Annotated in this window: 20 protein-coding genes; 6 read left to right on the top strand and 14 right to left on the bottom strand. The window is 71.1% G+C overall.

All coding sequences use genetic code 11. The annotated features are described in order from the left end of the window. Positions 1-126: 126 nt before the first annotated feature. Positions 127-606 (bottom strand): PIN domain-containing protein, encoded by a 480-nt coding sequence (locus FV242_RS13420; RefSeq protein WP_246692695.1) that lies wholly within the window; start codon positions 604-606, stop codon positions 127-129. On the opposite strand from FV242_RS13420, the gene FV242_RS35475 reads away from it, so the two are divergent. Next, the gene (locus FV242_RS35475; protein ID WP_246692697.1) at positions 506-985 is read left to right on the top strand and encodes a hypothetical protein; all 480 of its coding nucleotides are present in this window, start codon (positions 506-508) and stop codon (positions 983-985) included. The two genes, FV242_RS13420 and FV242_RS35475, sit on opposite strands and share 101 nt — an antisense overlap. A 60-nt stretch (positions 986-1,045) precedes the next feature. On the opposite strand, the gene FV242_RS13410 is transcribed toward FV242_RS35475, so the two are convergent. The 3 genes from FV242_RS13410 to FV242_RS13400 form a co-directional block, all read right to left on the bottom strand. Then, entirely contained in the window at positions 1,046-1,534 is a 489-nt protein-coding gene (locus FV242_RS13410; RefSeq protein WP_147939266.1) for a hypothetical protein, read from the bottom strand. Between the two features lie 219 nt (positions 1,535-1,753). Continuing rightward, positions 1,754-2,110, bottom strand: coding sequence for a phasin (locus FV242_RS13405; protein WP_147909070.1), 357 nt, complete (start codon positions 2,108-2,110; stop codon positions 1,754-1,756). A 350-nt stretch (positions 2,111-2,460) separates the two neighbouring features. Beyond that, on the bottom strand, positions 2,461-3,714 hold the full coding sequence (locus FV242_RS13400) for a glycosyltransferase (protein WP_147939265.1): 1,254 nt from the start codon (positions 3,712-3,714) through the stop codon (positions 2,461-2,463). Positions 3,715-3,826: 112 nt separating this feature from the next. On the opposite strand from FV242_RS13400, the gene FV242_RS13395 reads away from it, so the two are divergent. Together FV242_RS13395 and FV242_RS13390 are read left to right on the top strand one after the other, a co-directional pair. Further along, on the top strand, positions 3,827-5,095 hold the full coding sequence (locus tag FV242_RS13395) for a glycosyltransferase family 4 protein (protein ID WP_147939264.1): 1,269 nt from the start codon (positions 3,827-3,829) through the stop codon (positions 5,093-5,095). Between the two features lie 119 nt (positions 5,096-5,214). Continuing rightward, positions 5,215-5,394 (top strand): hypothetical protein, encoded by a 180-nt coding sequence (locus FV242_RS13390; RefSeq protein ID WP_147909073.1) that lies wholly within the window; start codon positions 5,215-5,217, stop codon positions 5,392-5,394. A gap of 116 nt (positions 5,395-5,510) precedes the next feature. Here the strand turns inward: FV242_RS13390 and FV242_RS13385 are convergent, their stop codons facing one another. The 4 genes from FV242_RS13385 to FV242_RS13370 form a co-directional block, all read right to left on the bottom strand. Next, positions 5,511-7,193 carry an acyl-CoA dehydrogenase family protein gene (locus tag FV242_RS13385; RefSeq protein WP_147909074.1) on the bottom strand — a complete coding sequence of 561 codons (1,683 nt, stop codon included), beginning with the start codon at positions 7,191-7,193 and terminating at the stop codon, positions 5,511-5,513. 219 nt (positions 7,194-7,412) lie between these two features. Further along, the gene (locus FV242_RS13380; protein ID WP_147909075.1) at positions 7,413-7,619 is read right to left on the bottom strand and encodes a hypothetical protein; all 207 of its coding nucleotides are present in this window, start codon (positions 7,617-7,619) and stop codon (positions 7,413-7,415) included. 182 nt (positions 7,620-7,801) lie between these two features. Beyond that, positions 7,802-9,352 (bottom strand): FAD-dependent oxidoreductase, encoded by a 1,551-nt coding sequence (locus tag FV242_RS13375; protein WP_147939263.1) that lies wholly within the window; start codon positions 9,350-9,352, stop codon positions 7,802-7,804. Positions 9,353-9,445: 93 nt separating this feature from the next. After that, a complete protein-coding gene (locus FV242_RS13370; protein WP_187278415.1) occupies positions 9,446-10,336 on the bottom strand; it encodes a DMT family transporter in 891 nt (296 codons plus the stop codon). Between the two features lie 255 nt (positions 10,337-10,591). Between FV242_RS13370 and FV242_RS13365 the strand changes: the two genes are divergently transcribed. Next, the gene (locus FV242_RS13365) at positions 10,592-11,494 is read left to right on the top strand and encodes a YihY/virulence factor BrkB family protein (protein WP_147909078.1); all 903 of its coding nucleotides are present in this window, start codon (positions 10,592-10,594) and stop codon (positions 11,492-11,494) included. Then, positions 11,473-12,345 (top strand): alpha/beta fold hydrolase, encoded by an 873-nt coding sequence (locus tag FV242_RS13360; RefSeq protein ID WP_187278414.1) that lies wholly within the window; start codon positions 11,473-11,475, stop codon positions 12,343-12,345. The genes FV242_RS13365 and FV242_RS13360 overlap by 22 nt, the downstream gene beginning before the upstream one ends. A 99-nt stretch (positions 12,346-12,444) precedes the next feature. Here the strand turns inward: FV242_RS13360 and FV242_RS13355 are convergent, their stop codons facing one another. The 6 genes from FV242_RS13355 to rho form a co-directional block, all read right to left on the bottom strand. Next, complete coding sequence (locus FV242_RS13355; protein ID WP_147939262.1) at positions 12,445-12,675, bottom strand: hypothetical protein; 231 nt, start codon at positions 12,673-12,675, stop codon at positions 12,445-12,447. A gap of 57 nt (positions 12,676-12,732) precedes the next feature. Then, the gene (gene coaE, locus FV242_RS13350; protein WP_147939261.1) at positions 12,733-13,374 is read right to left on the bottom strand and encodes a dephospho-CoA kinase; all 642 of its coding nucleotides are present in this window, start codon (positions 13,372-13,374) and stop codon (positions 12,733-12,735) included. Continuing rightward, positions 13,371-14,222, bottom strand: a complete 852-nt coding sequence (locus FV242_RS13345) for a shikimate dehydrogenase (protein WP_147939260.1) — start codon at positions 14,220-14,222, stop codon at positions 13,371-13,373. The genes coaE and FV242_RS13345 overlap by 4 nt, the downstream gene beginning before the upstream one ends. After that, positions 14,219-15,205 (bottom strand): cation diffusion facilitator family transporter, encoded by a 987-nt coding sequence (locus FV242_RS13340; protein ID WP_187278413.1) that lies wholly within the window; start codon positions 15,203-15,205, stop codon positions 14,219-14,221. The genes FV242_RS13345 and FV242_RS13340 overlap by 4 nt, the downstream gene beginning before the upstream one ends. A gap of 162 nt (positions 15,206-15,367) precedes the next feature. Then, positions 15,368-15,979: a nucleoside triphosphate pyrophosphatase gene (locus FV242_RS13335; protein WP_147939259.1), complete on the bottom strand. Its 612-nt coding sequence runs from the start codon at positions 15,977-15,979 to the stop codon at positions 15,368-15,370. Between the two features lie 229 nt (positions 15,980-16,208). Then, complete coding sequence (rho, locus tag FV242_RS13330) at positions 16,209-17,579, bottom strand: transcription termination factor Rho (protein ID WP_147909083.1); 1,371 nt, start codon at positions 17,577-17,579, stop codon at positions 16,209-16,211. A 682-nt stretch (positions 17,580-18,261) separates the two neighbouring features. On the opposite strand from rho, the gene FV242_RS13325 reads away from it, so the two are divergent. Then, a complete protein-coding gene (locus FV242_RS13325; RefSeq protein ID WP_147909084.1) occupies positions 18,262-18,765 on the top strand; it encodes a DUF3429 domain-containing protein in 504 nt (167 codons plus the stop codon). Positions 18,766-18,798: the final 33 nt, after the last annotated feature.

Genomic DNA, 18,798 nt, shown 5'->3' with positions numbered 1-18,798 from the left:
CCTCCACCCAGGCATAGGATGATCGTGGTTAATCGATGGTTGCGGGTGCGACCTGGCGGGTTGCCGCGATGGACAACCCGAATGTGGCGGTCCTGGGTTCTGCGCCGGATCACGGGGTGACATCGATCAATGGCCAGGATGGGGGTCGGTCGGCCCCGGATCGGCGTCCCACCACGTAGCCGGGTCGAACGGATCCACCAGCGGCACCGACGAGGCCTTGAAGTCCGAACGATTGCGCGTCGCGATCCCGTAGCGATGGACGAGCGCCGAAGCCAGGATCGCCTTGTCCCCATCACGGATGGAGGGGAACCGGACCGAGACGTCGGCCCAACGTTCGGCCACGTCGGCGTCGATCGAAACGATGCGGTCGGCGAAGCGGGATCGCAAATGTCCGTACCAGTCCGCCTTGATGTCGAGGACGGCTTGGTCGCGTCGTCGGGCCCGCGGGTCTTTCAAGCGCTCGATCCGCAAGGTCTCCAACGCGAGCCCACGGCGAATCTCCGCGATGGTCACGGCGCTGATCCGGATCGGATGGGCGTTGCGCCGGATCCAGCGCGAGGCCGGCGGATCCGGATCGTCCTTCGTCGCGGACGGTCGCGAGATCACGTTCGTGTCCACGATCCAGCCGGCCGGCGGCTCAGTCACCGGACAGGCTCAGGCCGACGTCCTTGTCGAAATCCGCCTCTTCGAGCGGCGACGCGAGCAGGAAGTCCGCGAACGCGGCGTCGGCTTGGGTCCCCAGGCGCTCGTGATGCTCCATCGACGGCACGACCCCCACGGGCTCGGCGTGCCGGAGCAGCAACCGGGGGCCGTCCTTGGCCGCATCGACCAGCCGACCGAAGTCCTGCTCGGCGTCGGCTGCCTGCCAGGCTCGCAGGACCTTACCTCGGGAAGGGACGGATTGGACATCATGTCCATTCAGGTCCTTCGGCGAGGTGGGCGGGGCCGGAGCGGTCGCCGCCCAAGCGATCTCGGTTCGGTGTGAGCGAGCGCCTCGTATCGACGCTGTCGCCGGCCTGATCGCATCAAGCCGGCACCCGTGCCGTCAGCGGAACGCGACGAGGCGGCTCGCCTGGCGGAACACGGCGCTCCAGCAGGTCAGGGAGGCGTCGGCGGCGCGCTGGACCTCGCCCATCTGGAGGCGGATCAGCTCGGTCGGTGAGCCGGCTTGCGACAGCGCGCGGATATGCGCCAGTGCGGCCTCGCCCTCGCCCTGCATGTACTGGGCGATCGTCGTGCCGATGCCGTCGCTCCCTGGACGATAGGACGTGCCCTTGGCCGGAGGCTCCGCGGCGACCGCGCCGGTCGGAGCGGGCTCGACCGTGACGGGCGGGACGAAGGCGGCCACCGGCAACGCGGCCGGCGCGCTCGGCTCGGCGGCCTCCCGGCTCGGAGAGACACCGGTCTCCGTGGCCTTGGACACGGCATCCGCCGGGATGGCCGTATCGGTCGCAGGTGCGGCCGTACCCGGCTCGACGCCGAGCTGCGGGTTCCAGGTGAAGCGGGGCCTCCTGGGTCGACGCGGCTTGCCCATGGCGGATCGTCTCCTCGTTCGCGTCGGGCCCCCTGACGGAGCGCCGGCCGGGAGGGGAGGACCGCCTGGGTCTGATGGGCTCGGGTCTGGACGATCCAGCGGTGCCCGCCCTGTCGGACCTGGCACCGCCGCGCTCCGTCCGCCGGAGCGGACGGAGCCGTGTCTGAGAGCAACGCGCTCGCTTACGCCGAACCGGTATCCACTCCGGCGGCAAGCGCTTTAGCGGGCGACGTTCTGCTGCGCGAGGGCGCCGAAATCCTTGGCCTGGGCCTGAAGGGCGGCGAACTGGCTGCGGACGAACTCGGACTGCAGCTCGAACGCCTCGCGCAGGTCCTTGGTGCGGGCCAACTTCTGGGCGAAGTCGAAGGTCGCGTTGGCGTTGTTCTGCGCGTGCTCGAAACCCTTCGAGACCGCCGCCGTCATGGTCGACTGGAGGGTCTGGCCCGAGACCTGGGCCTGCTCGGCCGCCTTCATGGCGTTCGACATCAGGGTCCCGACGGCGTTGCGCGCCTGGTCGACACTCTTCTCGGCGAAGTCGCGCATCTCAGTCGGGATCTCGAAGTTCGGGGTCTGCATCGAAGTCTCCAGCACACGCTGTCTCGGGGTGGGACGCCGATCTGCGTCCGCGGTGACGCGCTTCTATATGTTGCACTGCAACAAGAAGTCAACTGCCGATCTGCGGTTCCGGGCCGGGACGGAAACGTCGATAAAGTGCAGACTGGCGGCCAAACGGCAGTGTTCGGATCGCTGCGCCGGCAACGCGTCGGTCAATGACAAAGCTCGGCGGCTCCGCCGTTCGTTACCGAGCGTTTCGTCATGATCGGCTCGGCGCGATGCCTCTCTATATCAAAGCTGTCCGCTGTCTATAGCCGCAGCGCCCGGGGCAGAGACTGATCGAGGGGTCGTCAATCCGGCACGGCCGGCCGCTAGGCGGACCGTGCGGCTCCACCGGCATGGTGCAGCGCACCCGCGCCGCTTCCCACGAGGCCGGCGTAGAGCGCGCGCAGCGCGGCGGCGTGGGTTGCGAGGGTCATCGGCTCGGCCCGGAACCGGGCCCGGGCGTTGTCCCCGAGGGTCCGGGCGCGGGTATCGTCCCGCAGGGCCGAGAACGCCGCCGTCAGGGGCTCGATCTCGGGGGCGACCACGAAGCCGGTCCGCCCGTCCCGGACCTTCTCGGCGGCCCCGGACCGGTCGGAGGCGACCACCGGGATGCCGGCCGCCAGGGCCTCGTAGACGGTGAGCGGCCCGGTCTCGTACCAGCGCGACGGGGCGGCGAGCGCCCGGGCGCGTCCGCGCAGCAGGGCCCAGACGGCATCGGGCGCCTGCCATCCGACCACCTCGACGCCGGGCCGGGCGCGCAGTTCCGCCTCCAGGGGGCCGGCGCCGACGAACAGGGCGGTCAGCCCCGCCGCCCGGGCGGCGTCCGCCACGAGGTCGGCCCCCTTCTCCCGAGTCAGGCGGCCGACATACGCGATGGCGTCGCCCCGGGCGGGGTCGGCCGGCGGCCCGTCCGCGACCCGGACCGGGTTGTCGACGCGGTGATGGGTGAGCGCGTAGCCGCCGAGCAGGTCGCCGAGCCGCCGCCGGCTGGCGTCGCAGACGTGGACGACGTGGATCGGACGCCCGTGCAGCGCCTGCCGGAGCGCCCCCGCGCGGGCGACGCGCACGAGCTTGTGAACCCGGCTGCGGGGGTCGCAGGGCGCGGCGAGGCACGCCGGCGACAGCGGCGCCAGCCCGCAGGGCTCGGCCCGGTCGAACCGGTAATAGACCCCGTTCGGGCAGGCCATGGCGTAATCGTGCAGGGTGACGACCACCGGCACGCCGAGCCGGGACAGGACCGGGAAGATCGCCGGCGACAGGGTGCGGGTCCACTGATGCAGGTGGAGGCAATCCGGCGCCGCCGGCAGGTGCCGGAACGCCGCCTCCAGGGCGCGCGCCGCGGCCGCATGCCAGATCCCGGTGGCCGCCGCCCGGACGCCGCCCAGGGTCCAGATGTCGGGCAGGCCGAGCTCGATCCGGTCAATGCCCGGATGGTCCAGCAGGGGATCGACCGGACCTCGGATCGCCTGGATGTAGGTCACCGCCAAGCCGGCCTCGGCGAGCCCGCGGGCGGATTCCAGGGCGACCTTCTCCGCCCCGCCGCTGGCGGTCGCGAACTCGGCGAGGATCACGACATGCATGAATTGTCTCGGCAGGACCTGCGGCGATGATAAGTCCAGGCCGGTTTACGGAGGATCAACCGCGGGTCGTTACAGACTTACGCCCCGAAAAGAGAGCGGCAGAGTTCCTGACGTGCACGTCGTCCTCGTCGCCGATCACGCCGCGATCAACGGCGGCCAAGCCAAGGTCGCGATCGAATCCGCCCTCGGTCTCGCCGCCCGGGGCTTCCGCGTCAGCCTGTTCGCGGCCGTGGGGCCGGTCGATCCGCGGCTGGAGCGCGCCGGAATCCGGGTGGTCTGCCTGGATCAGGACGACGTCACCACGGCGCGGAGCAAATTGGCCTTCGCGGCCCAGGCGATCTGGAACGGGGCGGCGGCCCGGGCGCTGGCGGCCGAGCTCGCCGCCTGCGATCCGCGCGACACGCTGGTCCATGTCCACGCCTTCGCCAAGGCACTGTCGCCCGCCATCGGCCCGGCCCTGCGGGCCTCCGGGCTGCCCTGCCTCTACACGATGCACGAGTTCTTCCTGGTCTGCCCGACCGGGGGGTTCTACGCCTATCCGGAGCAGAAGATCTGCCACCGGGTGCCGATGTCGGCCTCCTGCATCCTGGCGAACTGCGACGCCCGCAGCTACCCGCGCAAGGTCGCCCGGATGGTCCGCCATGCCGGGCTCGCGCATGTCGCCCGGTTGCCCGAGCTGTTCGCCCACGTGATCACGATCAGCGACCTGCAGGAGAGCGTGGTCCGGCCGCTGCTGCCCGCCGGCACCCGGTTCCACCGGGTCGACAACCCGATCGCCGTGGACCAGGCGCCGGTCCAGGCGGGGCCGCCGGGGGACTTCCTGTTCGTCGGCCGGATCTCCACCGAGAAGGGCGCGCCGATCTTCGCGGAGGCCGCCCGGCGGGCCGGGGTGCGGGCGGTGTTCGTGGGCGACGGCTCCGAGCGGGCCGACCTCGCCGCCCGCTATCCCGAGGCGGTGATGCTGGGCTGGCGCGACCCCGCCGCCGTGCAGGCGCTGATGCGGCAGGCGCGGGCGCTGGTCTTCCCGAGCGTCTGGTACGAGGGCCAACCGCTCACCGTCTACGAGGCCCTGGCCTGCGGCACGCCGGTGGTCGTCAGCGATGCCTGCGCGGGCCGGGAAGCGGTGGTCGACGGGGAGACCGGCTTCTGGTTCCGCTCGGGCGATCCCGACGCGCTGGCCGCCCACCTGCGCCGCCTGTCCGACGACGACCTCGCCGCCCGGATGGGCCGGGCCGCGCATGGCCGCTACTGGACCGCGCCGCTGACCCCGGACGTCCATCTGGACCGGCTGACCAGCGTCTACGAAACGGTGATGCGGGAGGCCGTCGCGCCGGGCCGGATCGCGCGCCGGCAGCCGGGCCGCGCGGTCGCCACCGCCTGATCCGGGGACGCCCGGGTCGAATGCGGCCGCCGCCGGGAGAAAGATCGGAAACACCGGGGGCCCGTCGCGTTGATGCGCACAGGCACCCAGCGTGCACTCCTCACCGACGAGCGACAGACATGGCCGACGACCAGACGCTGAAGAACGAGACCAAGCCGGGCTTCCAGCAGGGCAGCGCCAAGCCGGGCGACAAGGCCAATCCCGAGAACAAGCAGGAGAAGCTGGACGAGCGCCTCGACGACGCCCTCGAGGAGACGTTCCCGTCGAGCGACCCGGTCTCGGTGAAGATCACCAAGTAGCGGGTTCCCGAGGGTTTCAGCCCTCGGGGCGGGGCTATCGGGGCAGACCCCCGATGCACTCGGGCTGTGCCAGGCCCCCGCACACGGTCCCGGACCGTGTGCGGGGGCCGCAATCTTTACGCGGCCTCGAGCAGCCGCCGGGCGATGACCTGGGCCTGGATCTCGGCCGCGCCCTCGAAGATCGACAGGATGCGGGCGTCGCACAGGATCCGGCTGACCGGGTATTCCAGCGCGAAGCCGTTGCCGCCGTGGATCTGGAGCGCGTTGTCGGCGGCCGCCCAGGCGACCCGGGCGCCCAGCAGCTTGGCCATCCCGGCCTCCAGGTCACAGCGCTTGCCGGCATCCTTCTCGCGCGCCGAGAAGTAGGTGAGCTGGCGGGCGATGTTGATCTCCACCGCCATCATGGCGAGCTTGTCGGCGACCCGCGGGAAGCTGACCAGCGCCTTGCCGAACTGGACCCGGTCCTCGGCGTAGCGCAGGGCCACGTCGAGGGCCGACTGGGCAACGCCGATGGCCCGGGCCGCGGTCTGGATCCGGGCCGACTCGAAGGTCTGCATCAGCTGGGCGAAGCCCTTGCCCTCGACCTCGCCGAGCAGGTTCGCGGCCGGAACCTCCAGTTCCTCGAAGGCCAGCTCGTACTCCTTCATGCCGCGGTAGCCGAGCACCTCGATCTCGCCGCCGGACAGGCCCTGGAGCGGGAACGGCTCTTCGTCCGTGCCCCGGGGCTTCTCGGCGATCAGCATCGAGAGGCCGCGATGGCCCTTCTCCTCGGGCTTGGTCCGTACCAGCACGGTCATGATGTCGGCTCGGACCGGGTGGGTGATCCAGGTCTTGTTGCCGGTTATCTTCCAGACCTCGCCCTCTTTCACCGCCTTGGTGCGAAGCGAGGCAAGGTCCGAGCCGGTATTCGGCTCGGTGAACACGGCGGTCGGCAAAATATCGCCCGACGCGATCTTGGGCAGGAAGCGGTGCTTCTGCTCCTCGGTGCCGCCGCACAGGATCAGTTCGGCGGCGATCTCCGAGCGGGTGCCGAGCGAGCCGACGCCGATATAGGCCCGGGACAGCTCCTCCGAGACCACGCACATCGCGGTCTTGGGCAGGCCCATGCCGCCGTATTCCTCCGGGATGGTCAGGCCGAACACGCCCAGCTCGGCCATCTTGGTGACGACCTCCATGGGGATGTATTCGTTCTTCAGGTGCCACTCATGCGCCTGCTCGACCACCTCGGCCTTGCCGAAGCGGCGCATCTCGGAGCGGATCGCCTCCATGTCCTCGTCGAGGCCCGAGGCACCCACCGTGGCGGAGCCGCCGCCCTCACGCATCAGCGCCACCAGGGCGGCGCGGTGCTCCAGGGTGTTGCCCTCGGCGATCAGGGTCTCGACCGCGTCGGTGCGGTACTGCGCGACTTCCTTGGCCGACAGGCCCAGCGAGCCGACCGGGCGGACCATCTCGCCCTGGCTCATCGGGATGCCGGAGAACAGCTGGTCGAGGTACTCGCCCGCGCCGATCCGCACGAGCAGCGTCTCGGTCTCGCCGAACCGGCCCTCGGCCTGGAGACGCTCGGCATAGCCGCCGAGTTCGGCCACCGCCTCCGCGTAGGTCGCGAGCCACGCGAGCCCGTGGGCGGCATGCTGCTGCGCCTCGAGCTTGCCGGCATCGATCCGCCCGTCCGTCCCGAGGATGCGCGTGCGGACCCGGCGCGTGGCTTCCGACAGGAGGGCCTTCGCGCTCTCGCCGGCTGCCTTGACGAGGCTGACGACGTCCTGCGGCTCGGTCTGGATAACGGGGGATGCGGACATGGTTTTGGCTCGCGTGGCGTTTTATTGGATCATGACTTCTAACCCGTCCGGCGCCGGGGCCGAAGCAGATTTCATTTGCCGCGTCTTGAACTCAAGTTGAAGACGGCGGTGGACCGCTCGACGCGCAGCCCTTCGCAGTTCAAGCCGGCCCGGCCCGAGACGGGGCCCCGCGCTGGAGACTGATCATCCGCGGGCCTGTCCGTCGGGAACGCGTCCGGTTCAGTGCTTCTGTTCGCAGCGGGTCTTCACATAGGCGCCGTCCTCGCCCTTGAAACCGGCATTGGCCGCCAGCACGGGTCCCTGGATCAGGCATTCTTGAAGCGTGTGGGCCGGGCCGGTGATCACGTCCAAGGCGGTCTCGCGCGAACAATCCGGAGTCTGGACGGAGGCGGCACAGATCAGGGCCACGACGACGATGGAATTCATGATGCCTCCCAGGATGGCCCAGCTTCTCGGACGGCGGGCGGCGTTCTACCGAAAGATGGAGCCGCCGGAACTGGTTCCGTCCGCGTGACGGCGACCCGATCTGGTATCGCTACGCCAAGCGGCCTCGCCCGTCCTGGGTCTCTTCGACGCGCGTCCCCCGAGGGCCCGCGGCGAAACAAGCATCACGCCAGGGCGGGGAGATCCGCGCCGGCCTCGATCGCTTCCGCGCTCGGCACGCGGTCCTCGCCGAGCAGGTGCAGGAACGCCGTGAAGGCCGGGTTGCGCCCGATGCTGCAGGCTGCCACCGCCCGGTTCTCGCGGACATAGTAGGCGATGAAGTCCAGCGCCGCCGGATCGCCCTGCAGGATGACCCGGTCGAAATCCGGCGCGTAGCCGCCGTAATCCAGGCGCTTGTCCCCTTGATTGCTCCAGAAGAACGGCGTGCCGGAGAACGCATCCGTCGCTCCGAGGATCGCCCTCGCCACGTGGGTGCCGTGCTGCTGCGCCAGCCGCCAGTGCTCGATGCGGGCGGTGAGCCGGCTGCCATGCTCCGGGAAGGCCGCGATGTCGCCCGCGACCCAGACCCCGTCGGCGAGCTTGAGGTCGGTGCCGACGGCGAGGCCCCCCTGCCCGTCCGGCTCCGCTCCGGCGACGATCGCGGTCTCCGGCGCAGCGCCGGCGCCGATCACCACGAGATCGGCGGGCAGCCGTGTGCCGTCCTCGATCTCGACCGCCGCGACGGATTCATCGCCGACGATCCGCGCGACGCATCCCGTCACGAAGGTCACGCCGTTGCCGGCATGGTAGCGTTTCAGCGCCGTCCCCACCGCCTCGCCGAAGCGCTTGGCGAAGGGGATCTCCTCACGCGACAGGACGGTGACGGACAGGCCGCGCTTGGTCAGGAAGGCCGCCGCCTCCAGGCCGATGAAGCCCGCCCCGATCACCACCACGCGCCTGGCCTGCTCCGCCGCGTCGCTGAGCCGCACCGCGTCGTCGAGGCTGCGGAGCGTCATGACCCCGTCGCGGTCAACCCCCTCGAAATCCGGCCTCACCGCGCGGCTGCCCGTGGCGATCAACAGCGCGTCGCCGGTGAGAACCCGACCATCCGCCAGGGTGACGCTCCGGGTCGCCGGGTCGATCCGGGTCGCCTCGGCCGCGATCCGCTCGACCCGATGTGCGGCGGCGAAATCCGGCTCCAGCAGCATCGCCTCGGGGGGCGTCGGCTTCGCCAGGAACTGCTTGGAGAGCTTGGTCCGGTCGTAGGGCTCCTGGACCTCGCGGCCGATCATGGTGATCGTGCCGGAAAAGCCCTCGCGCCGGAGCGTGGTGACGCAGGCGACCGCCGCCGCACCGGTCCCGACGATCAGGACCGCCCCGACGGTCGTCCCGGCGCGCTTGGCCGGGGCGGGCTCGGGGGTCAGCGTCGCCACCGCCTCGCCGCCCTCGATCCGGACGGGGTAGCGGGTGAGCGATTCGAGGGCCGGCGGTTCCTCGACGCTGCCGTCGGCGATCGCGAAGGCCGCCTTGTGCCACGGGCAGTAGAGTCGGCTTCCGCAGATCTCGCCCTTGGCAAGCGGGGCTCCGAGATGCGGGCACTTGGCCTGGAAGGCGCGCACGCCATCCGCGTCGCGCACGAACAGCACCGCGTCCTCACCCGCCTTGCCCTCGGCCTTGCCGCCGAGGGGGATCGCATCGAGGGCGAGGCGGATCTCGCGGGGCTTGTCCTGGTTCATTCTCGCCTCGCACGGTGCGGGGCCGGAACGGCCCGCGCATCAAGCCGCGAGGCCGTGAAGGGTTTCCGGGCCTTCGGTCGCAGGTCGGACGGTTCAGGCCCGGCTCGCCACCGCGACGCCCACCGCCGCCACCGCCATCCCGGCGCCCTGCACGGCGGTGAGCACCTCGCCGAACAGCAGGTAGCCCAGCACGGCCGCCACCGGCGGCACCAGGAAGAACAGGGCTGCGACGCCCGCCACCGCGCCCCGCCGGATCAGTGCCAGCAACAGCAGGATCCCGGCCACCGAGTTGACCAGGATCGCCCAGGCGAGCCCGAGCCAGAGCGGCGCCACGGGGTCGATCGTCGCATGGCCGAAGGCGAGCGCCAGCGGGATCGCGCAGGCCATCCCGCCCACGAATTGCAGCGTCGCGTTGGCCAGGAGGTCGCCGCCGCCGCCGGTGCGCTTCTGCCAGAGGGTGCCCAGCGTCAGGGCCAGGACCGCCACGAGGCTGACCGCAAGGGCCACCGGCGGGATCCCGGACGGGTCGGCGGCGCCGAGCTTCGGCGCGAGCACCAGGCCGGCACCGGCAAAGCCCAGCAGGATCCCGAGCGCCCGCCGGCCGCCGACCCGCTCGCCGAGCAGCGGACCCGCCAGCAGCGCGGTCAGCAGCGGCTGCAGGCTGCCGACCAGGGCGGCGATCCCGGCCGGCAGCCCCCGGCTCACCGCCCAGAACACCCCCGACAGGTAGATCCCCTGCATCAGGAAGCCGGCCACCATCGGATCGCGCCAGCCCGCCCGGGTCCCGGGCCAGCGCGCCCGGGACGCCACGGCGATCAGCGCCAGCACCAGGGCGACCCCGGTGAACCGGACCGCCGTGAAGCCCAGCGGATCGGCGTGCGGGATCACCGCCCGGGCGGAGATGAAGCCGGTCGCCCAGATCGGAACGAACAGGACCGGCAGGGCTCCGGCGGCGAGCGCCGGACGTGGAGCGGACGTAAGCATGGCTGTATCAAGGCGCATCGGGTAAGCGAGTCGCAACAGAAATCGGGCCCGCCGGCTCCCGCGATCCGATCGGCCCGCACGGGTGGCCCCGAGACCCGCATGTCCGGGCCGCGCAAGGGGTCTGGAACGGGGCCTGGAACGGGCCCAGGGATGGGGCCGGCAGTGGGACTGCGAACGGGACCGGTCGGGCGGCGTTGACGGGCCGGCCCGGGCGTCCTTCATCGGCGGCCCGGCCACGAGGATCGTTGGACACCCGTGAACGCACTCCGCAACGGATTTCAGGTCTCGGGCCTCGCGGCACAGCGCTTCGTCTCCCATGACGGGTGGGCGATCGCCAGCCACATCGCGCTCTCGACCCTGACCTCCCTGTTCCCGTTCCTGATCCTGCTCGCGGCGCTGGCCGGCCTGTTCGGCACGCAGTCGCTCGCCGACGAGGCCGGCGTCCTGATCTTCGACGCCTGGCCCCGGGAGATCGCCAAGCCGATCGTCGGCGAGGTCCACCGGGTGCTCACCGAGCAGCGCAGCGGCGTGCTGACGCTGGGCGCCCTGTTCGCCCTGTACTTCTCGTCCTCCGGTGTCGAGAGCCTGCGGGTCGGCCTCAACCGCGCCTACGGGTTGCGGGAGAGCCGGCCGTGGTGGCTGACCAGGCTCGAATCGATCGGCTACGTGATCTGCGGCGCCTTCGCGATGCTGGCCTTCGCGCTGCTGGTGGTGCTGGGTCCGCTGATCTGGCGCAACGTCGTGCTGGTCGCGCCCGGGCTGGAGCCCTTGAGCCTCACGGTGGCGATCGGGCGGATCGCCGTCACGGCACTGCTGCTCGCGGTGGTGCTGATCATCGCCCACAAGTTCGTGGCCGCCGGCCGGCGCTCGATCCTGTCGGTGCTGCCGGGGATCGCGGTGACGCTGGTCCTGTGGTTCTTCGCCGGCCTCGGCTTCGGCTATTATCTCGACCGCTTCTCGAACGCCTACGCGTCGACCTACGGGGGCCTGGCCACCGCGATGGTGTTCCTGGTGTTCCTGTACTGGCTGGCCGCGATGTTCCTGTTCGGCGGCGAGATCAACGGCACGGTGATCGCCGCCCGGCGCAGCCGCCTGCAGGCGAAGATGCTGGCGCGCCGGGCCGTGATGGAGGGACGATGGACGGCATCGAGCACCTGACGATCCGGGTAAACGGCGCGGACCTGCATGTCGCGCGCTGCGGCACGGGCACGCCGCTGCTTCTGCTCCACGGCTGGCCGGAATTCTGGCTGACCTGGGAGCCCGTGATGGCGCGGCTCAGGGCGCGCCACACCCTGATCGCCCCGGACCTGCGCGGCTTCGGCGACAGCGACAAGCCCGGGGGCGCCTTCGGACCACCCGAGCAGGCCGCCGACATGGCGGCGCTGCTGGACGCGCTCGGCCTCGAACGCGCCGGCATCGTCGGCCACGATGTCGGCGGGGCCGTGATCCAGGCGCTCGCCCGCGCCCACCCGGAACGATGCGCCGGCCTGTTCCTGTTCGACTTCGTCTATCCCGGGATCGGGCCCCGCCTCGGGGAGCCGGACCGGCTCAGCGAGATCTGGTACCAGTCCTTCAACCAGATGGACCTGGCCTTGGCGCTGGTCGGCGCGAGCCGCGAGAGCTGCGCTGCCTATATCGGCCACTTCCTGCGGCACTGGTCGCACCGCAAGGACGCGTTCGATCCCGTGCTGGACGCCTTCACGGACACGTTCTGGAAGCCCGGAAACCTCGCGGGCGGCTTCGCGCATTACCGGGGGGCCCATGCCGGTCGGATCGCGATGCTGAAGGGCGAGGCCCCGCCCCTGCCGCCGATCGCCGTGCCGACCTGCGTGCGCTGGGCGGAGCACGACCCGATCTTCCCCTATGCCTGGACCGATCACCTCGGCGAGACGTTCTCGAACCTCGATTTGGCGCCGTTCCCGGATGTCGGCCACTTCCCCCACCGGGAGGATCCCGACCGGGCCGCGGCCGAGATCGCGGGGTTTTTCGCGCGGATCGGGTGGGTGTGAGACCGACGGCCGGAAGCCTCGACTCGTCACGGCCCTCGGTCGCCGACGCCCGGGGCCCAGGAGGCGTCAGCCTCATGGGCGATGGGTAGGACAGAATGGTCAGCGGGACTGGTTGCGGTACACGCAGTCGCGCCCGCGATCCTCGTACCCGCCCGGGCAGGCGGTGACGCAGGCGCCGGCCGCGAGTTTCTTCGGCGGCGGGCAGGCACCGCCATAGTACGCCTGGGCCGGACCGGCCGCGAGCAGCGGCAGGATCAGCGCCGCGACGAGGATCCTGGACGCGACGGCGCGGGCTCCTGCGGCCTCACCGATCTGTTCGAGACATTGCATCGTCGTCCATCCCGCGTCCGGATCATCGACCGGGAGATATGCCGTCGCGGGGCCGTGTCACCGGTGGGCCGGGTGTCCCGACGCACCGCGCTCCGTCAGCGCGGCCACGATCCGGGCCACCTCGGCCTCGGCGGCGGGAAAGCCCCGGCTGGTGTCGATGACGAAATCGGCCCGGGCCCGCTTCTCGGCGTCGGGCATCTGCTTGGCGCGGATCGCCTCGAAGGCGTCGGCGGTCATGCCGGGACGGGCCAGCACCCGGGCGCGCTGCACCTCGGGGGGGGCGCTGACCACCGCGACCGCGTCGCAGCGGCCCTCGCCCCCGGTCTCGTAGAGCAGCGGGATGTCGAGGACGACCAGCGGCGCGGCCGCGTGCCGGGCCAGGAACGCCGTGCTGGCCGCCCGGACCAGCGGATGGACGAGGCGTTCGAGCGCCGCCATCCGGTCGGCGTTGCCGAGCACCGCGTCGCGCAGGCGGGCACGGTCGACGCCGCCCTGCGGGTCGAGCACGCCGGGAAAGGCGGCCCCGATCGCCGCGGCGGCCTCGCCGCCCGGGCCGTAGAGGGCATGGACGGCGGCGTCGGCATCGTGGACCGGCACGCCTTGCGCCGAAAACATCGTGGCGGTGGCCGACTTGCCCATGCCGATCGAGCCGGTCAGGCCGAGGATGACGGGACGGCTGGCGGGGCGCCCCTGCGTCATCCGGCGAGATCCGCCACGATCCGGTCGCGCAGGCCCGGGGTGACGGCCGGGCGCAGGCCGAACCAGGCCTCGAAGCCCGGCACCGCCTGGTGCAGCAGCATGCCGAGACCGTCGACCGCGGCGAGCCCGCGCCGCCGCGCCGCCGCGAGCAGGTCCGTCTCCAGCGGGGCATAGACGATGTCGGCCACCGCGGCGGTTGCCGGCAGCGGGGTGAGGTCGAGGTCGAGGGGTGGCTGCCCCTTCATGCCGAGCGAGGTGGTGTTGACCACGAGCCCCGCCCCGGCCAGCGCGTCGGGCAGGTCGTTCCAGTCGAGCGCCGCGCCGACCCCTGGTGCCAGGGCCGCCAGGGTCTCGGCGCGGGTGCGGGTGCGGTTGGCGATCAGGATCCGGCGGACACCGTTCTCGGCGAGGCCGACCACGATCGCCCGGGCCGCGCCGCCGGCGCCCAGCACCACGGCCGTGCCGCCGGCCCGCTCCGGCCATCCGGCCCCGAGGCTGTGGTCGAGATGGGCGCAGAAGCCCGGCGCATCGGTGTTGTCGCCGCGGATCCGACCGTCGGGCTCTACCACCAAGGTGTTCACCGCGCCGATCGTTTTCGCCCGCGGCGTCAGGGTGTCGGCCAGCGCGAAGGCCGCCTCCTTGTGGGGGATCGTGACGTTGCCGCCCCGGAAACCGGAATCCGGCAGCGCCCGGAGGAAGTCCGGGAACGCCGCCGGGGCGACGTCCAGGCGCTCGTAGGAGCCCGGGATGCCGTGCTGGCCGAGCCAGTAGCCGTGGATCAGCGGCGAGCGCGAATGCGCGATCGGGTGGCCGACCACGAAGGCCCGGGGGATCGGGGCCGCGCTCACGCGGCGCACGCCTCGGCGAGCCGGCAGGCCGGGCCGCCCGCCGCCTCGATCTGCACCGTGACGTGGCCGATGCCGAAGCGCGTCCGCAGGCCCTCGGTGGTCTCCGCCAGGAAGCCGTTGCCGGGCATCCGGTGCGCCGGGTGATCCTCGGCGATCACCAGGTGGACCGTCAGGGCGACGCTGGTGGTGCTCATCGGCCAGATGTGCAGGTCGTGGAGGTCGACCACGCCGGGACGCTCGCGCAGGAAGCCGGTCACCGCCTCCGGGGAGATCTCCGGCGGCACCGCGTCCAGCGACATCGCCACGCTGTCGCGCAGGAGCCCCCAGGTCGCCCAGACCACGAGGCCCGCGATGGCGAGGCTGACCGCGGGATCGAGCCAAGTGAGCCCGGTGAGCTGGATCACCAGGCCGGCGACCACGACCCCGGCCGAGATCGCGGCGTCGGCCGCCATGTGCAGGAAGGCGCCGCGGATGTTGATGTCGCCCTTGGCGCCGCTGGCGAACAGCCAGGCGGTGACGCCGTTGATCAGGATCCCGATGGCGGCCACCACCATCACGATGGTCCCGGCCACCGGCTCCGGATGGACCAGCCGGACCAGGGCCTCCCAGATCACCGCCCCCATGGCGATCAGCAGGAACACCGCGTTGAACAGGGCCGCCAGGATCGACGAGCCGCGATAGCCGTAGGTGAAGCGGGCGCTGGCCCGGCGGCGCACCAGGATGGCGGCGATCCAGGCGGCGCCCAGGCCCAGCACGTCCGAGAGGTTGTGGCCGGCATCGGCCATCAGGGACATCGAGTTGCTGAGATAGCCGTAGGCCGCCTCGACCACCACGAAACCGGTGTTGAGCACGATCCCGATCGCGAAGGCCGGCCCGAAATTCTTCGGCGCGTGAGCGTGGCCGCCATGGCCCCCGTGGCCGCCGTGGGAATGGGATCCGTGGGAATGATCGTGCCCGGCCAAGACGGTGCTCCGTTGGATCATGGTTTCAAAAGGTCCGGGGCCTTTTGCGGGTTCCGGGGCGGTGCCCCGCAAGCCTCCGGGCTCCGCCCCGGAACCCTGCCAAAGGGCTGAGCCCTTTGGAAACCCAGCCTGGCCCGGCGCATCGACTTTTTCCGAAAGGCGGCCGCCTTTCGGAACGATGCTCTAGAAATCCAGGTAACCGGCGTCACGCAAGCGCGTGAGCAGCGGCAGCAGCGGCAGGCCCAACACGGTGCTGTGGTCGCCGGCGACCGATTCGAACAGGTGGATGCCCGGTCCTTCGAGCTGGTAGCCGCCGACGCTGGCGCGGACCCTGTCCTCGCCGGCACACGCCACATAGGCCGCGATCGCCCGGGCATCGAGGGGGCGGATCGTCAGCCGGGCGGTCTCCACGAAGCCGTCGTCGAGGGCGCCGGCCAGCGCCACCGCGGAATGCAGGGCGTGGGTGCGGCCGGCCAGGCGGGCGAGCTGGGCCCGGGCCTCGTCGGCATCCCCGGGCTTGTGGAAGACCGTGCCGTCGAGCTCGAGCACCTGGTCGGCGCCGAGGACGACCCGACCGGGATGGCGGGCGGCCACCGCGTCGGCCTTGGCGCGGGCGAGGCGCAGCGCGAGGTCGGGCGGCGACAGGTCCTGGCTCGACGCCTCGACCGCGCGCTCGTCGACATCGGGGGCGGCGGTCTCGACCGGCAGGGCCGCGCTCTCCAGCAGGAGGCGTCGGGTCGGGCTGGTGGAGGCGAGGAGGAGCGGGTCCGGACGGAGCCAGGGCGAGCGGGGCATCGCGCCAGTGTCACGGATCGCGCTTGCGAAGCAAGGCTGCGACGAGCCCCGCCGCCGGGATGAACCGGCCGGCGGGGCTGTCGCGGAGCCGATACGCAACCTGGCTCCCAGGGCCGACCATGGCAGCGGCCGGTTAGGAGAAGGTCAACGCCGACCTTTCGTTTCCAAAGGGCCGAGCCCTTTGGTGGGATTCAGGGCCGGAGCCCTCGAGACAGGGTCCGGGACCCGATCAGGTGTTCATCGAGTCGAAGAAGTCGCCGTTGCTCTTGGTCTGGCGCAGCTTGTCCATGAGGAACTCGATCGCGTCGGTGACGCCCATCGGGTTCAGGATGCGGCGCAGCACGTAGGTCTTCTTGAGGGCGTCCGGCGGGACCAGCAGCTCCTCCTTGCGGGTGCCGGAGCGGGTGATGTCGATCGCCGGGAAGATGCGCTTGTCCGAGACCTTGCGGTCCAGGATGATCTCCGAGTTGCCGGTGCCCTTGAACTCCTCGAAGATCACCTCGTCCATGCGCGAGCCGGTGTCGATCAGCGCGGTGGCGATGATCGAGAGCGAGCCGCCCTCCTCGATGTTGCGGGCGGCACCGAAGAAGCGCTTGGGCCGCTGCAGGGCGTTGGCGTCGACGCCGCCGGTCAGCACCTTGCCGGAGGACGGCACCACGGTGTTGTAGGCGCGGCCGAGCCGGGTGATCGAGTCGAGCAGGATGACGACGTCGCGGCCGTGCTCCACCAGGCGCTTGGCCTTCTCGATCACCATCTCGGCGACCTGCACGTGGCGGGTGGCCGGCTCGTCGAAGGTCGAGGCGATGACCTCGCCCTTCACCGAGCGGATCATGTCGGTGACCTCCTCGGGGCGCTCGTCGATGAGCAGCACGATGAGGTAGCATTCCGGGTGGTTGAGGGTGATCGACTGCGCGATGTTCTGCATCAGCACGGTCTTGCCGGTGCGCGGCGGCGCCACGATCAGGGCGCGCTGGCCCTTTCCGATCGGCGCGACGATGTCGATGATCCGGGGCGAGAAATCCTTCTTGGTCGGATTCTCGAGCTCCAGCTTGAACCGCTTGGTCGGGAACAGCGGCGTCAGGTTGTCGAAGTGGACCTTGTGCTTGATCTTCTCCGGGTTCTCGAAGTTGATCGTGTTGACCTTCAGGAGCGCGAAGTAGCGCTCGCCGTCCTTGGGGCCGCGGATCGGGCCCTCGACGGTGTCGCCGGTGCGCAGGCCGAAGCGCCGGATCTGGGTCGGCGAGATGTAGATGTCGTCCGGGCCCGGCAGGTAGTTCGAGTCGTTCGAGCGCAGGAAGCCGAAGCCGTCCTGCAGCACCTCGACGGTGCCGGCGCCGATGATCTCGACCTCCTTGGCAGCGAGCTGCTTCAGGATGGCGAACATCAGCTCCTGCTTGCGCATGGTCGAGGCGTTCTCGACCTCGACCTCCTCGGCGAACGCAATCAGGTCGGTCGGCGTCTTGGCCTTGAGATCGAACAGCTTGACCTCGCGCACGCCCTCGAGGGCGGCGACGGTCCCCGGGGTGGCGGGCGCGTCGGCCGCATCCGCGGTCTCGGGATCGGCCAGGGGGTCGGCGAAGGCGTCGGGATGTGGCGTCATGGGGTGTCTTGCAACCGACGAAGAAGGTGGGAGGGCCGGTTCTGCGCCAAGCAACCCGGGGGACGGGCGCCGGAGAGCGGGCCGCGCTGGAACAGCGAGGGGCCCGAAGATCGTCTTGGCTGGACCGTGTACGGCAGGACCCTCGCGGCTCACGGGCGCGCTGCGGCGCTGACCTTGTGATGAGGGCAGAGCAAAAGTAACGCGTTTTTCCACTGCACTCAAGGGGCTGATGGATCGGGGTTGGTCCGGGGCGCGCGAGATCGGTGACGACGGGCCCGCCTCGCCGCGGGACGGGGCTGCTGCACCCGCGCCGCTCTCCCCCGCAGGAACCACCGGATTCACGTCGCCCCGGATGCGGCGCGGCGCTGAAGCCCGGAGCGTCGTTCCGACCGGTGGCCTCCGGCTTTGGGAAAAAGACACTCTTGCTCGAGGTTAGAGCGCATCGCGCCGGTTCCGGTACCCGGCACGATGCGCTGGACCGTCGTCGTTCGGGAGGCCGGATTCCGATGGCCCGAACCCACCCGCCACGATCAGTTGAACACCGCCTCCGCACGCCGGACCTCGCGAAACCGGCACGGCGGCGCTAATGCGCTCTGCACGGAACCGCGTTCCCGTGGGGCCGTTCCCCGTCCCGGCGCCGCAGCGCAGCAAACCGTCAACCCGAGAGCCCGGCCCCACAGACATGCGCGACGACGCTACCGGACGCACCATCACCGCGCACGAGCCGCGCCGGATCCCGTGGCTCGACCTCGTCTTCGGCTTCGGCCCGATGGTGCCGATCGCGGTCGGCGCCGCCGCGACCTGGTGGCTGAACGGCCAACCCCTCGATTACCTCGTGGCCCTGTTCACCCTGCTGTACGCCGCCTCGATCCTGCTGTTCCTGGCCGGCGTCCACCGGGGCGTCAGCTTCCGCACCGAGGGCGGCCCGCATCTCGCGCAGATCGTGACGATGCTGATCCTGTACGGGCTCGGCCTGTTCAGCCTGTTCTCGGCCGTGATGGGCAAGGCGGTGCCGGCGCTGGCCATGCTGATCCTGGGCTACGCCGCGATCGGGATCCTGGATCCGATTGCGGCGCGCGCCGGGCAGGTGCCGCTCGCCCATGCCCGCCTGCGCCCCCTGCAGATGCCGATCGCCGTCATCAGCCTGGCGGTCCTGCTCTGGATCAAGCTGACGGCGCCGTACTGAATTCTTCAACGGTTTGACGGGCGTTCCCACCCG

The sequence above is a fragment of the Methylobacterium sp. WL64 genome, from assembly GCF_008039945.1.
GTDB lineage: Bacteria > Pseudomonadota > Alphaproteobacteria > Rhizobiales > Beijerinckiaceae > Methylobacterium.
The sequence above is the reverse complement of the archived record's forward strand: the minus strand, read 5'-3'. Positions and strand labels throughout refer to the sequence as shown.